This is a genomic window from Allobosea sp. 10L417, assembly GCF_056395485.1.
In genome coordinates this window covers 44,446-58,552 of the sequence record NZ_JBFTJP010000017.1, presented here as the reverse complement: position 1 = coordinate 58,552, position 14,107 = coordinate 44,446, and the positions used below count along the sequence as shown (strand labels likewise).

General features: G+C 67.1%; 11 protein-coding genes. 3 read left to right on the top strand and 8 right to left on the bottom strand.

What is annotated here, in order from left to right; all coding sequences use genetic code 11:
- The 4 genes from AC1DE3_RS26765 to tesB form a co-directional block, all read right to left on the bottom strand.
- The coding region (locus AC1DE3_RS26765) for a DNA translocase FtsK (protein ID WP_476852939.1) at positions 1-1,452 on the bottom strand (1,452 nt) is incomplete at its 3' end.
- A gap of 226 nt (positions 1,453-1,678) precedes the next feature.
- Positions 1,679-3,157 (bottom strand): ammonium transporter, encoded by a 1,479-nt coding sequence (locus AC1DE3_RS26760; protein ID WP_441514254.1) that lies wholly within the window; start codon positions 3,155-3,157, stop codon positions 1,679-1,681.
- A gap of 26 nt (positions 3,158-3,183) precedes the next feature.
- A complete protein-coding gene (locus AC1DE3_RS26755; RefSeq protein WP_441514255.1) occupies positions 3,184-3,522 on the bottom strand; it encodes a P-II family nitrogen regulator in 339 nt (112 codons plus the stop codon).
- Between the two features lie 236 nt (positions 3,523-3,758).
- Positions 3,759-4,625: an acyl-CoA thioesterase II gene (tesB, locus tag AC1DE3_RS26750; protein ID WP_476781048.1), complete on the bottom strand. Its 867-nt coding sequence runs from the start codon at positions 4,623-4,625 to the stop codon at positions 3,759-3,761.
- 122 nt (positions 4,626-4,747) lie between these two features.
- On the opposite strand from tesB, the gene AC1DE3_RS26745 reads away from it, so the two are divergent.
- Positions 4,748-5,995, top strand: a complete 1,248-nt coding sequence (locus tag AC1DE3_RS26745; RefSeq protein ID WP_476781047.1) for a ubiquinone biosynthesis hydroxylase — start codon at positions 4,748-4,750, stop codon at positions 5,993-5,995.
- Between the two features lie 106 nt (positions 5,996-6,101).
- Here the strand turns inward: AC1DE3_RS26745 and AC1DE3_RS26740 are convergent, their stop codons facing one another.
- Both AC1DE3_RS26740 and AC1DE3_RS26735 read right to left on the bottom strand, forming a co-directional pair.
- The gene (locus AC1DE3_RS26740; RefSeq protein ID WP_441514258.1) at positions 6,102-6,296 is read right to left on the bottom strand and encodes a Trm112 family protein; all 195 of its coding nucleotides are present in this window, start codon (positions 6,294-6,296) and stop codon (positions 6,102-6,104) included.
- 14 nt (positions 6,297-6,310) lie between these two features.
- On the bottom strand, positions 6,311-11,134 hold the full coding sequence (locus tag AC1DE3_RS26735) for an NAD-glutamate dehydrogenase (RefSeq protein ID WP_476781046.1): 4,824 nt from the start codon (positions 11,132-11,134) through the stop codon (positions 6,311-6,313).
- Between the two features lie 192 nt (positions 11,135-11,326).
- On the opposite strand from AC1DE3_RS26735, the gene AC1DE3_RS26730 reads away from it, so the two are divergent.
- On the top strand, positions 11,327-11,875 hold the full coding sequence (locus AC1DE3_RS26730; protein WP_476781055.1) for a peroxidase-related enzyme: 549 nt from the start codon (positions 11,327-11,329) through the stop codon (positions 11,873-11,875).
- Between the two features lie 355 nt (positions 11,876-12,230).
- Positions 12,231-12,599 (top strand): DUF2794 domain-containing protein, encoded by a 369-nt coding sequence (locus tag AC1DE3_RS26725; RefSeq protein WP_441514260.1) that lies wholly within the window; start codon positions 12,231-12,233, stop codon positions 12,597-12,599.
- 20 nt (positions 12,600-12,619) lie between these two features.
- On the opposite strand, the gene AC1DE3_RS26720 is transcribed toward AC1DE3_RS26725, so the two are convergent.
- A complete protein-coding gene (locus AC1DE3_RS26720; protein WP_476781045.1) occupies positions 12,620-13,156 on the bottom strand; it encodes an N-acetyltransferase family protein in 537 nt (178 codons plus the stop codon).
- A gap of 91 nt (positions 13,157-13,247) precedes the next feature.
- A complete protein-coding gene (locus tag AC1DE3_RS26715) occupies positions 13,248-14,021 on the bottom strand; it encodes a Bax inhibitor-1/YccA family protein (protein ID WP_441514262.1) in 774 nt (257 codons plus the stop codon).
- Between the last annotated feature and the right edge of the window lie 86 nt (positions 14,022-14,107).

Genomic DNA, 14,107 nt, shown 5'->3' with positions numbered 1-14,107 from the left:
GGTCTTGCCGAGGCAGAGCGCCAACTTGTGCTTGGTTGCCTCGAAATCCTGGCTGGCGAGGAGCTCGCGCAGGAAGACGGTCTCGCGCTTGCTGTTGGGCAATTCGATGCCGATGGCGTTCTTGCCCTGCACCACCGCGACACGCGCCGAGACCGCACTCATCGAACGCGCGATGTCGTCAGCCAGCGAAATCACCCGCGACGACTTCGTCCCCGGAGCAGGCTCAAGCTCATAGAGGGTGACCACCGGGCCGGGCCGGACCTGCGTGATCTCGCCGCGAACGCCGAAGTCCTCGAGCACGCCTTCAAGCAGTGTCGCGTTCTGCTCCAGCGCGTCGGTCGAGACGGCGTTGGCCGCGACCTTTTTCGGCTCGGCCAGATAGGTCAGCGGCGGCAGCTCGAAGCCTTCCCGGTCGAGGAGCGAGGGCTGCGCCTCGCGCTGCATACGCTTGCCGGGTTTGGGCGCCGCGCGCGGCATGGCCACCCGCGGCGCGTTGAGATCGCGCAGATCCTGCGGATCGTCATCGAGATCGAAGGGGGCGTCGATGTCATCCTGAGCCCGGCCCTTCGCCAGGGAGGGACGCGCGCCCGGAAGCGGTTCGGGATCGAACTCGGGAAGGCTGCGGCGGCTGGCGGGCGCTTCGCCGAACTGCGGCTCGCGGCGCACGCGGCCGCTTTCATCGCGCGGGACGACGCCTCGATCGACGGCGGGTTCGGGTGGCTGCGGCAGGCGGCGCAGGATGGCGGCGCGCAGGGCCATGGCGCCATGGGCGAGCCAGCCGATCAGGATCACGGTAATGCCGGGCTCGTCGTCACGGCGCTCCTCGCCGTCCGACCAGCTATCCTCGGCCTCGTCGCCATCGAGCGCAGAGTCGTCGTCGGTGACGAAGCCGAAGCCGGCGGCGGCGGTGACGGCGAGAATGGCGATGCCGGCATAGAGGAAACCGACGAGGCTGCCGACGGCGCTGCCGGCAATGCCGGCGATGTTGCGTGTGCCGAAGAGCAGCCCGTCGCCGATGACGCCTCCCATGCCGGTCGGCAGCGGCCAGCGCGGCGTGGCCGGCAAGGCGCTGGCCACGGCGGCGGTCGCAGCGACGCCGACGACCCAGAGGCCGAGCTTGAGCGCGCCGCGATCGAAGAGATGGAAGCGCATGAGCCTAAGCGCCCAGATCATCGGCGGGAAGAGCAATGCGATGACGCCAAGGCCGATGAGCTGCATCAGCAGATCGGCGACCATGGCGCCGGGGCGCCCGAGCCAGTTGCGAACGGCGCCGCTGGTGGCGTTGTTCAGGCTGGGATCATCGACCGACCAGCTCGCGAGCGCGACGGCGATCGCGACCATCAGGGCCAGCACGCCAAGCCCGGTCAGCTCCGAGGCACGGCGCGACAGGAACTCCCGCACCGGATCGGGCAGGCGGTCCATGAGCGATTGGGAGCGGCGAATGGTGCGCATGCGGCTTTCGGGTCGTGTCCGGACTGTCGGGCCGCATCATTCCGGCCATCAGGAAGAGGTTAGGAAGGCGAGGTTAAGACCCGCTTAACCTTGAACGCTATGCACCGCCTCCCGCCGCCGGATGTCGGGAGGCCGCGGAGCCGGAGCGCGCGGGGCCGGCGGCAAGAAGAGAAAACCCCGGCGGTTGCCCGCCGGGGTCCGGGATTCACGTGAAACCTGCAGGAGATCACATATTGTAAGCGCGCTCGCCGTGCTCGGCGATGTCGAGACCCTCGCGCTCTTCATCGGTGGTGACGCGCAGGCCGACGATCACGTCGACGATCTTGTAGAGGATCGCCGAGCCAACGCCGCTGAACACCAGCGTGAACAGCACCGCCTTCACCTGCGCCATGACGGCCGGGCCGAACTCGTAGGCGGCGACGACGAGTTCGCCGGGCTTGCTTGAATAATCCGGGATACCCCCGCCGCCGAGAGCGGTGTTGACCAGGATGCCGGTCGCGATCGCGCCGATGATGCCGCCGACGCAGTGGATGCCGAAGACGTCGAGCGAGTCGTCATAGCCGAGCGCGTTCTTCACCGTCGTGCAGAAGACGAAGCACACGACACCGACGACGAGCCCGAGGACGATCGAGCCCATCGGGCCGGCGAAGCCGGCCGCCGGGGTGACGGCGACGAGGCCGGCGACCGCGCCCGAGACCATGCCGAGCATCGAGGGCTTGCCCTTGACCGCCCATTCGACAAAGAGCCAGCCCAGCGCGGCGGCTGCCGTGGCGACGAAGGTGTTGATCATGGCGAGCGCGGCGGTGCCGTTGGCTTCGAGGTTCGAGCCGGCGTTGAAGCCGAACCAGCCGACCCAGAGCAGCGCGGCGCCGATCAGAGTCATCGTCAGCGAGTGCGGCGCCATCAGCTCCTTGCCGAAGCCGATGCGCTTGCCCATCAGAATGCAGCCGACGAGGCCGGCGATGCCAGCGTTGATGTGGACCACCGTGCCGCCGGCGAAGTCGAGCGCGCCCCATTTGAAGAGCATGCCGGCATCGGCATTGACCGCGTCGAGCGCGGACTGCGCCGCAGCCTTGCCGTCCGCGCCGGCCTCGGCCAGCGCCTTGGCGGCGTTGCCGACCGCGTCAGGCCCGCCCCAGTACCAGACCATGTGGGCCATCGGGAAATAAATGAAGGTGACCCAGAGCACCGTGAACAGCAGCAGCGCGGAGAACTTCATGCGTTCCGCGAAGGCGCCGACGATCAGCGCCGGCGTGATGCAGGCGAAGGTCATCTGGAAGCAGATATAGACGAATTCGGGGATGTAGACCCCGTTCGAGAACGTGCCCGCCACGGTGGTTGCGTCGACGCCGCGCAGGAAGGCCTTCGAGAAGCCGCCGACGAAGTCGTTCAGCCCGCCGCCATTGGTGAAGGCGAGCGAATAGCCATAGGCGACCCAGAGGATGCAGACGACGCTGACGATGGCGAAGACCTGGGTCAGCACCGAGAGCATGTTCTTGGAACGGACGAGGCCGCCATAGAAGAGGGCGAGGCCCGGGATCGTCATGAGCAGGACGAGGATCGTCGAGCTCATCATGAAGGCGACGTCGCCCTTGTTGGGAACGGGCGGGGCGGCCGCCGGGGCCTGGGCGAGCGCGACGCCGGCCGAAACGGCGGCCAGTGCGAGGCCGATCGATCCGGCCCGCAGGGAAGTCCTCAAATTCATCGTCTAAAACTCCTGAAGGGTCGGGCTCAGAGGGCGTCGGCGTCGGTCTCGCCGGTGCGGATGCGCACGGCTCTCTCGATCGAGGAAACGAAGATCTTGCCGTCACCGATCTGGCCGGTGCGGGCCGCGGCGGTGATCGCCTCGATCACCTGCGGGACGAGCTCGTCGGAGACAGCGACCTCGATCTTGATCTTCGGCAGGAAGCTCACGGCATATTCGGCGCCGCGATAGATTTCCGTATGCCCCTTCTGGCGACCGTAGCCTTTGACTTCGGTCACCGTCAGGCCGTGCACGCCGATGGCGGTGAGCGCGTCGCGCACCTCCTCCAGCTTGAACGGCTTGATGATTGCCATCACGATTTTCATGTGCTGGGTTTCCCCGTTTGCGCCGCCCGGTCGTCAGCCCCGGCGATCTCGTTGCACCTCGCGCGCCCTGCGGTCGCAGTGCGTCGCACCATGCAATTCAAGGGACGTGCCAACCCGCTCCGGGAGCCTCAAGGGGGCATCCGGAGGTCAAATGAGGGGAATCAGATGTTGGGAAAGCAGGCTCTGCCTAGAAAATAGGCATGAGATTATCGGAGAAGCATGCGCCCAAAATATCGTCAGCCCAGATCCGGCCGGGGCCGGATGAGCCCTTCCTGGGCGACGGAGGCGACGAGGCGGCCCTGCCGATCGAAGACGAGGCCGCGCGAGAAGCCCCGGGCGCCCGAGGTCGAAGGGCTGTCCTGCGAGTAGAGAAGCCACTCATCGGCCCGGAACGGACGATGGAACCACAATGCATGGTCGAGGCTGGCGCCCTGGATCTTCTGGTCGAAGACCGTGGTGCCGTGCGCGATCAGGCTGGAATCGAGCAGCATCAGGTCGGAGGCATAGGCCAGCACGCTCTGATGGAAAGCCGGCTCGTCCGGAAGGGTTTCCATCGCCCGGATCCAGACGTTGAACTTCGGCTCCATCTTGCCGCCGGTGCGATAACGCTCGAGTTCGACAGGGCGGATCTCGATCGGCCGCTTGCGCTGATAATAGGCCTGTATGGCATCCGGCATATGCGGCAGGACGCTCTTGGCCATCTCCTCCCGATCCGGCAGCTCTTCCGGCATCGGCACGCTCGGCATCGGCATCTGGTGCTCGAAGCCGGGCTCGTCGACCTGGAAGGAAGCGGACATGGCGAAGATCGCCTCGCCCTTCTGGATGGCGAGCACGCGCCGCGTCGTGAAGGACCGGCCGTCGCGCAGCCGGTCGACTTCATAGACGATCGGAATCTCCGGGTCGCCAGGCAGCAGGAAATAGGCATGCAGCGAATGCGGCTGCCGGCCCTCCACCGTCTTGCAGGCGGCATAAAGCGACTGCGCGATGACCTGCCCGCCGAAGACGCGCGGCCAGTTCGACTTGGGGCTGCGACCGCGGAACAGGTTGCGCTCGAGCGGCTCGAGGTCGAGAATCGCCGTCAGGGAGGCGCTGATCTGGGACATGGCGGCGGGCATCGCGGTCAGTTGACGGAGCGGCTGGCGGCCCCCACAGGAACAGCCGGTTCGTCTCGCATCAGCAACGAGGCGTCCCGTGCCGTCAAGACGCTTGCCGAAGGAGCAGCAGCATGGCCATCGAGCGGGATTCCGACATGGGCATCGTCATCGCGGGTGGGGGAATCGCGGGGCTGACCCTGGCGCTGGCGCTGAAGCAGGCGCTGGGGAACGATTTCGCGATTACGCTGGCCGATCCGGCGCTGGCTGCGCCGCCGCGCGCCGACAACCGCGCCTACGCGGTGGCGGCCGGTGCCCGCGCGATGTTGGAGACGCTGGGCATCTGGGACGCCGTCGCAGGCTCTGCGCAGGCGATGATGGAGATGATCGTCTCGGACAGCCGCACGAATGATGCGGTGCGCCCGGTCTTCCTGACCTTCGACGGCGAGGTCGAGCCCGGCCAGCCCTTCGCCCATATGGTGGAGAACGCAGCGCTGGTGGCCGCGCTCAAGGCGGCCTGCGAGCGGGAAGGCGTCGAGCTGCGCGCGACCGGGGTGCGCCGTTTCACGGCAGAAGAAGCTGCGGTTGGGGTCGTCTTCGGTGACGGCTCGCGCGGCGAGGCTACGCTGCTGGTCGCTGCCGACGGCGCGCGCTCGAAGCTGCGCGAGCAGGCCGGCATCGGCTGGGTCGGCTGGGGCTATGGCCAGTCCGGCATCGTCGCGACGATCGGGCATGAGCGTCCGCATGGCGGCCGGGCCGTCGAACATTTCCTGCCGTCCGGCCCCTTCGCGATCCTGCCGCTCGCCGATGGTGGCACCCTCGGCCACCGCTCCTCGATCGTCTGGACCGAGAGGAGGGAGAATGTCCCGGCCCTGCTCTCGCTCGATGCTGCCGACCTGCTGGCCGAGATCGAGACGCGTTTCGGGCTCGAGCTTGGCGAGATCACGCTCGAAAGCGCTGTGAGCGCGCATCCGCTCGGCTTCGGTGTGGCCCGGCGCTTCGTGGCTGAGCGATTCGCGCTGCTCGGGGATGCCGCGCATCTGATCCACCCCATCGCGGGGCAGGGACTCAACCTCGGACTCAAGGATGTCGCGGCGCTGGCCGAGACCATCGTCGATGCGGCCCGGCTCGGGCTCGATCCCGGCTCGCTCGACGTGCTCGAAGGCTATGAGAAGGCCCGCCGCTTCGACACCGTGGCGATGGGCGCGGTCACTGACGGGCTGAACCGGCTGTTCTCGAACGATGCGACGCCGATCAGGCTGGCGCGTGACTTCGGCCTGGGGGTCGTCGACCGGCTTCCGGGACTGAAGCGGTTCTTCATCCGCGAGGCAGCGGGTGTCGCGGGCGCGCCGCCTCGGCTGCTCAGGGGCGAGTTGCTTTGACGGCCGTCATGGTCGGGCTTGACCCGACCATCTCGGAAACCAGAGCCTTCTCGTCCTGAGATTCTCGGGTCGCCGCTATGCGGCGCCCCGAGAATGACGACTGGTCTCAATCCTCCAGCGGCCGGGCCTCTTCCGGCAGCATGATCGGGATGCCGTCACGGATCGGATAGGCGAGCTTCGCCGCCCGGCTGATCAGCTCCTGCTTCGCGGCATCGTATTCGAGCGTCGCCTTGGTCAGCGGGCAGACCAGGATTTCGAGCAGCTTGGGGTCGATACGGGTGCTGCGGTCGGCTTCGGTCATTCGGTTCGTCCTGTTCAGCCGCGCTTGCGCGGCAGGTCGGCCAGCATGCCGGCGGCCACCATCAGTTTCGGCAAGGTGAGGCCGGAACTCGCGATTGCGTTGACGGTCGAGCGGGTCCGTTCCGCCTCCTCGCCGCGCTCGGCAAGCCAGCTGTCCAGTGTGCCTTCGCCCTTGCCGGATGCGGAAGCCTCCTGGGTCAGGTTGGAGTGGGCGTCGTCGAGGGTTTCGAGCGCGCGCTCGCGGGCAAGGCGCTCGTAGTCGTCAGTCGCGGGGACGGCTGACGCCGCTGTCTTCAAGCTCGACAGGCCGAAGAGCGCGTCGATGCCGAAATGGATACGGGCGACATCGCCGATCTCGCGCTTGCTGCGCTCGGCGATGTCGACGATGTCCGTCGCCTCGGCCATCGCCGGCAGGCTGGCGACGCGGGTGGCCAGTGCTTCGGGCACGCCTTCGGAGGTCAGCACGGCGATGCGGGCGAGGCGGACCTGCGAGGCGGCCTCGGGTAGCAGGCTGCCGAGCTCGGCCGACAGCTCTTTCACGCCCCTGGCATAATGGGCGATCGTCTGCTCGATGGTGCCGGGCTTGGCGACCCCGCGACGCAGGAACCAGCCCATGCGGTTGGTGACGAGTTCCTGGGCGGCGGCATAGAGACCGAGCTGGGTCTTGCCGGGGATCTTGGCGTCGAGCGCGTCGATGTCACCGTTGAGGGCGATCAGGTCGAAGGAGTCGCGGGCGATGGCGTAGGCGGCGGCGATGGCCGGTGCGCCCGAGCGGGTTAGCGCGGCCAGGACCGGGACCAGAGCCGGGCCGCCGCGGTTGACGATCGCATTGGCGAGCTGCGTCGCCACGATCTCGCGCCGCAGCTTGTGGCTGGCGATGGCGTCCGGATAGGCGTCCCGCAGGGCCTTCGGGAAATAGCGGACGAGCTCGCTGGCGAGATAGGGATCGTCCGGCACGGAGGATTCGAGCAGTGCGTCGTGCAGCGAGAGCTTGGCATAGGCCAGGAGCACGGCGAGTTCCGGCCGGGTCAGGCCTTCGCTACGCTTCTCGCGCTCGGCGAGCTGGGCGTCGCTCGGCAGATACTCGACCGAGCGGTCGAGCCGTCCGTCCTGCTCCAGCGTCTGCATCAGGAAGCGCAGGCCGGGCGTCGCCGCGGCGCCCTGCGCCTCGGTGAGCGAGAGGGCGAGCGTCTGCAGATAGTTGTTGCGCAGGACGAGATCGCCGACCTCGTCGGTCATCGCCGCCAGCAATTCGTTGCGCTTGTCTTCCTGGAGGCGGCCGTCCTTCACCGGGCCGGCGAGCGCGATCTTGATGTTGACCTCGACGTCCGAGGTGTTGACGCCGGCCGAGTTGTCGATCGCGTCGGTGTTGAGCTTGACGCCCTTGCGGGCAGCCTCGATGCGGCCGCGCTGGGTCACGCCGAGATTGGCGCCTTCCCCGATGACCCGCGACCTGAGATCGTTGCCGGTGATGCGGATCGCGTCATTGGCGCGGTCGCCGACCTGTGCGTCGGTCTCGTCGCTGGCGCGGATATAGGTGCCGATTCCGCCGAACCAAAGCAGATCGACGCGCGCCTTGAGGATCGCCGTCATCAGCTCGGGCGGTGAGACTTCGGCCTTGTCGAGGTCGAGCAGGGCACGGACCTCCGCGGAGAGCGGGATGCTCTTGGCCTGGCGCGAGAAGATGCCGCCGCCCTTCGAGATCAGCGTCTTGTCGTAGTCAGCCCAAGACGAGCGCGGCAGTGCGAAGAGGCGCTGGCGCTCGGCCAGCGAGGCGGCAGGGTCCGGATTCGGATCGAGGAAGATGTCGCGGTGGTCGAAGGCCGCAACGAGCTTGATCGCCGGCGAGAGCAGCATGCCGTTGCCGAAGACGTCGCCGGACATGTCGCCGACGCCGGCGACCGTGAAGGGCGTCGTCTGGATGTCGATATCGACCTCGCGGAAGTGGCGTTTCACCGCCTCCCAGCCGCCGCGGGCCGTGATGCCCATGCCCTTGTGGTCGTAGCCCTGCGAGCCGCCGGAGGCGAAGGCGTCGCCGAGCCAGTGGTGCTTCTCCAGCGAGATCGCGTTGGCGGTGTCGGAGAAGGTCGCAGTGCCCTTGTCGGCGGCGACGACGAGATAGGGATCGTCGCCGTCATGGCGCACCGTATCCGGCGGCGGCACGATCGTCTCGCCATCGAGATTGTCGGTGAGCTCTAGCAGGTTGCGGATGAAGATGCGGTAGCTCTCGGTGCCCTCGGCCAGCCAAGCGGCACGGTCGGAGGCCGGAGGCAGCTGCTTCGGAACGAAGCCGCCCTTGGCGCCGACCGGCACGATCACGGCGTTCTTGACCTGCTGCGCCTTGACCAGGCCCAGCACCTCGGTGCGGAAGTCCTGCGGCCGGTCCGACCAGCGCAGGCCGCCGCGGGCGACCTTGCCGAAGCGCATATGGACGCCCTCGACACGTGGCGAATAGACGAAGATCTCGTAGAGCGGGCGCGGCAGCGGCAGGCCGTCCACCTTCGCGCAATCGAATTTGAAGGTGATGGTCTGACGCGGATGGCCGTCCGGGCCGGTCTGGAAGAAATTGGTGCGCAGCGCAGCGTCGACCAGATTGATCAGGCGACGCAGGATGCGGTCTTCGTCGAGGCTGGTGACGGCGTCGAGCGCCTCCTCGATCTCGGCGCGCTTCTGGGCCATGCGCTGCTCGCGCTCGCCGGCCGGAACGCGCGGGTCGAACTTGGCATTGAAATAGGCGATCAGGCCCGAGGCGATGTCGGCGTGGCGGGTCAGCGCATCGGCGATATAGCCCTGCGCATAGGGCGCGCCGGCCTGGCGGAGATAGCGGCCGAAGGCGCGCAGCAAAGCGGCCTCGCGCCAGGCAAGGCCGGCGGCGAGGACGAGCTGGTCGAAGCGGTCGGATTCGGCGAGGCCGCGGAACTGCGCCATCAGGGCGGCCTCGATCGTCGGATCGAGATGCTCGATGTCGATCTCGCCGTCGTCGGCGCGCTCCAGCGACATGTCATGCAGCCAGACGCGGGCGTTCTCGCCGGTGCCCTGTGGCATGACGTTGTAAGTCCGCTCGTTGACGACGCGGAAGCCCATGTTCTCGAGCACTGGCACGCGGGCGGACAGCGAGATCGGCGCTCCGCGCGAGAAGACCTTGAGATTGGCGCGCTTGGCGTCGTCGCCCTCGCGCCGGTAGAGGTTGACGGCCCGGCCGCGCTCCGGCGTCAGCTGCTGCAGCATCTCGATGTCGACAAGCGCATCGGCGGCAGAGAAGCGTTCGCGATAAGCGGCGCCGAAGGCCTCGGCGTAGCGTTCGGCCAGTGCGCGAGCGGCCGGCCCGGCCTTCTCCTGATCGAGCACGTCCTTGAGGCCGTCGCCCCAGGTGCGGACGATGGCGCTGATGCCGGCCTCGAGCGTGGCGCGGTCGATGCGCGGCGTTTTGCCCTCGTCGCGGCCGATGATGTAGTGGGTGCGCGAGAGCGGGCCTTCCGGATAGGCCGGATAGGCGGCCGAGATGCGGCCGTTATAGATCCGCGCCAGGAATTCGCCGACGCGCTGACGGACCGTGGTGTCGTAGCGATCCTTCGGGATGAAGACGAGGATCGAGACGAAACGGTCGAACTCGTCGACGCGGGCAAGCGCCCGGATGCGCGGGCGCTCGGTGAGCTGCAGGATGTCGAGTGCGAACTGCTCCAGGGTCGTCACATCGATCTGGAAGAGCTCGTCGCGCGGATAGGCGTCGAGCACGTTCATCAGCGCGCGGCCGGAATAGCTCGCCGGATCGAAGCCGATGTTCTTGGCGACGCGCGCGACCTTCAGCCTGAGATAGGGGATGGCGCGAGCCGAGCCGGTATAGGCGTTCGAGGTCAGGAGGCCGACGATGCGCAGCTCGCCGTCGAGCCGGCCGTCCGGCGTGAACAGCTTGACGCCGACATAGTCGAGATGGACGCGACGGTGGACCAGGCTCTTGACATTGGCCTTGGTGATGATGAGCGCCTGGGGCTTGGCCAGGAAGGAACGCACCTCCGGCGTGGTCGTCACCAGCTCGCGGCCCTTGCGCAGCACCTTGACGGAGGGGTCGCGCAGGATGCCGAGGCCCGAGCCCTCGATCGGGTCGGCCGCGACGTCGCCGCCAGGGAACCGGTAGGCGCGGATGCCGAGCAGGGTGAAGTTGTCGCCGGCGATCCATTCGAGGAATTGCAGCGCCTCGGTGATCTCGTCCTCCGGCAGCGGCGGCGGGTTGGCGCGATAGGCCTGTATCACTTCGGTGATACGGCCGCGCATCGCGGCCCAGTCGTCGACCGCGAGCGCGACATCGGCATAGACATGCTCCAGGCCGGCGCGCAGCTTTTCGCGCGCTGCGGGCGTGTCGATGCGCGGGATATGGATATGCAGCAGGCTTTCCCGCCGCGTGCCTTCCGGCGCGCGGCCGGTCGCTTCGCCGGCGAGCGAGACGAACTTGCCCTCGGCATCGCGCGCCACCGCCAGGATCGGATGCGCGACGAGGCGCGGCTCGTAGCCCTGATCCTGCAGCTCCGCGAGCGTCGAATCGAGCAGGAACGGTTTGTTGTCGTTGACGACTTCCAGGATGGTGACCTGGCGCTGGCGGTCACCCTCGCCGAACGCGTCGTCGCGGAAGCGCAGGTTGATCGTCTCGGGCTTGCGAGGCTCGGCCAGGTGCTCGTAGGCGGCGGCCGCGGTCTGAGCGAGCATATCCGGCGGCAGGGCTTCGAGGTCCTCGGCGACAGAACGACCGTAGAGAAGGCGGGGGAATTCGGCCGGCATCGCGCTCTTCAGGCCCGTCGCCGCGGCTTCGATGGCTGCGATCGCTCCGGCGGTCGCGTTCGTCACCCGTTTGCCCATGTGTCACCCCAGTTGTTTTGCAGCAGCGATGGCATAGGCTGCTCAGGCTTTCAACTTTGCCTTGCCTGAAAAAGCGGCAAAATTGCCGCTCAGGATCTAACAGGATGCACCATGGCGACGAAGCATGACAAACCAAAGGTAGGCGAAGAGCCGGCGCGGCAGGATGCGCCGCCGCGGGTGATGGCGTTGGCGTTGAAGCCGGGACAGCTTTCGCCGGAGAATGACGCCTATTTCGAGAAGTGCCGGGAGAAGCTCGGATTCGTGCCGAATGTGCTGACGTCCTACGCCCATGATGACGCCAAGCTCTCGGCCTTCGCCGCCTTCTACAACGACCTGATGCTGGCGCCCTCCGGCCTGTCCAAGCTGGAGCGCGAGATGATCGCGGTCGCGGTGTCCAGCGTGAATCGCTGCTATTACTGCCTCGCGGCCCATGGCGCGGCCGTGCGCCAACTCTCCGGCGATCCGGTGCTGGGCGAGATGCTGGTGATGAACTACCGTGCGGCGGAGCTGTCGGTGCGGCATCGTGCCATGCTGGATTTCGCCGTGAAGCTGACTGAAACGCCGCATCTGATCGGCGAGAATGACCGGGAAGCCCTGCGCAAGGCTGGCTTTGGCGAGCGCGACATCTGGGACATCGGCGCGGTCGCGTCCTTCTACAACATGTCGAACCGGATGGCCTCGGCCGTCGATATGAGGCCCAACGCGGAGTATCACGGCCAGGCGCGCTAGCTCGCTTTCGTCGGTCATCGCGGCCTCGCGAAGCGAGGCCCGACCCTCAAAAAGAAAACGGCCGGCGCAATGCCAGCCGCTAGTTGGCCTCGACTCGGTGGCCCGGCTCCACCGGAACTCCGGGGGGCTGGGGGGCTGACAAACCGGCGTTCAGCGAAACCGGGCCGTCGAGGCAACGAGGGGAGTTGAGCGGTGTAACTTGGCGGTCGCTGGGCGCGTTCGCGGCGAAAATGCGGCATTTGCGACGAATGCTTACCCAGCGCGCCAACGCGGACGAGCGCGATCGCTTGCCAGCGCAGCAGTGTGGGCGCATCATCGCCCGGTCACTTCGAGAGGCTCCGCTCAGGGAGGCGCCATGAGCGAAAGCGAAACGCCGCAATCGCAACCGGCTGGCGCGGTCGTCCATTTTCCGTCGCCGGCCCGGCCGGCGACAGTCACCTTCGACCGGCGCGAACTCAACGAATTGCTCAATCTCTATGGCCGCATGGTCGCGGCTGGTGAATGGCGCGACTACGCCATCGATTTCCTGAAGGACAAGGCGCAGTTCTCGGTGTTCCGGCGTTCGTCGGAGATGCCCCTCTACCGAATCGTCAAGGATCCGGCGCTGGCCCGCCGGCAGGGCGCCTATTCGGTCGTCGCCGCGACGGGGCTGATTCTCAAGCGCGGCTCGGAACTGTCACGCGTCCTGCAAGTGCTAGACCGCAAGCTCAGCATCGTGAACTGACCATCAACGGAGGTGTCGCTTCAGAAGGCCGGTCGCGAGCGGTCGCCTTCGCCCAGCTCCTTCTGCATCAGCATCTGGTCGAGCCAGCGGCCCTGCTTGAAGCCGACCTTCTCGGCCACGCCGATCAGACGGAAGCCGGCCTTCTCATGCAGGCGGCGCGAGCCCACCGAGGCGCCCGTGCCGTCCCCGATCACCGCGATCATCTGGCGGAAGCCGCATTCGGCGCAGGCGTTGATCAATGCGTCGAGCAGGAGGCCRCCGACGCCGCGTCCCTGGGCTGTGGGAGCAACGTAGATCGAATTCTCGACCGTGGCGCGATAGGCGGGGCGCGGGCGGTAGGCGCCGGCATAGGCATAGCCCAGCAGTTCGCCTTCGCCTTCGGCGACGAGATAGGGGTAGCCGCCTGCCAGAATGGTCTCGAAGCGGCGGAGCATCTCCGTCTCGGCTGGTGGCTCCAGTTCCCAGGATGCGGTCCCATGCAGGACGGCATGGGCGTAGATCGCGCGGATGGCGGCGATGTCAGCCGGGCAAGCGGGTCGGATCGCGGGCGTCGTCATCGCTGCAGAATGAGCAATGCCCGTGCCAAAAGAAAAGCCCCGGCCGGGAGGCCGGGGCTTGCTCCGGGCATGACGCCCGCTGAAGGTCGGCTCAGCGGCGGTCGCCGAGCAGGCTGATCAGCATCTGGAACATGTTGATGAAGTTCAGGTAGAGCGACAGCGCGCCGTTCACCGAGATCTTCGCAGCCGATTCCGGATCCAGATCCGAAGAGAGATACATCTCCTTCAGGCGCTGGGTGTCCCAGGCGGTCAGGCCGGCGAAGATCAGGACGCCGATCACCGAGATGCCGAAGGACAGCGCGCTCGACGCCAGGAACAGATTGACCACCGAGGCGATGATCAAGCCGATCAGGCCCATGATCAGGAAGGAGCCCATGCCCGACAGCGACTTCTTCGTGGTGTAGCCGACGAGGCTCAACGCTCCGAAGGCGGCGGCCGTGATGAAGAAGACGCGCGTCACCGAAGCGCCGGTGAAGACGACGAGGATGGACGACATCGAGATGCCCATGACCGCCGCGAAGGCGAAGAACATGGTGCGCGCCGAAGAGGCGCTCATGCTTTCGGCCTTGAACGAGAAGAGCATGATGAAGGCGAGCGGGGCCAACATCACGACCCATTTCAGCGGGCTGAGATAAATCGCCTGGCCGAGCGCGGTCAGGCCGGTGATCTTGCCGTCGGGCGTGAAGCCGGCAATCGCCAGCATCGAGATGCCGAGCGCGGCGAGGCCGGTAATGCCGAGGCCGATTGCCATGTTGTTGTAGACGCCGAGCATGAACGAGCGCAGGCCCTGATCCATCTCGACGGCGCTGGTCTGCTGTGCGCGGCCGGCACCCCAGACTGGAGCATTGCGGTCGAAGTTGCTCATTAAGAGAGTTTCCCCTGACGTAGTTTCGGACGACGGAAGGCACGCGAATGCCAGCCGTCCTCGCGCATGATCGGCGCGGTGAGTGG

What these genes read in the sequence shown, in the direction of transcription:
- AC1DE3_RS26760 (WP_441514254.1), bottom strand. Translation starts at nt 3,157, where the DNA reads ATGAATTTGAGGACTTCCCTGCGGGCCGGATCGATCGGCCTCGCACTG.
- AC1DE3_RS26755 (WP_441514255.1), bottom strand. Translation starts at nt 3,522, where the DNA reads ATGAAAATCGTGATGGCAATCATCAAGCCGTTCAAGCTGGAGGAGGTG.
- tesB (WP_476781048.1), bottom strand. Translation starts at nt 4,625, where the DNA reads ATGTCCCAGATCAGCGCCTCCCTGACGGCGATTCTCGACCTCGAGCCG.
- AC1DE3_RS26745 (WP_476781047.1), top strand. Translation starts at nt 4,748, where the DNA reads ATGGCCATCGAGCGGGATTCCGACATGGGCATCGTCATCGCGGGTGGG.
- AC1DE3_RS26740 (WP_441514258.1), bottom strand. Translation starts at nt 6,296, where the DNA reads ATGACCGAAGCCGACCGCAGCACCCGTATCGACCCCAAGCTGCTCGAA.
- AC1DE3_RS26730 (WP_476781055.1), top strand. Translation starts at nt 11,327, where the DNA reads ATGGCGTTGGCGTTGAAGCCGGGACAGCTTTCGCCGGAGAATGACGCC.
- AC1DE3_RS26725 (WP_441514260.1), top strand. Translation starts at nt 12,231, where the DNA reads ATGAGCGAAAGCGAAACGCCGCAATCGCAACCGGCTGGCGCGGTCGTC.
- AC1DE3_RS26715 (WP_441514262.1), bottom strand. Translation starts at nt 14,021, where the DNA reads ATGAGCAACTTCGACCGCAATGCTCCAGTCTGGGGTGCCGGCCGCGCA.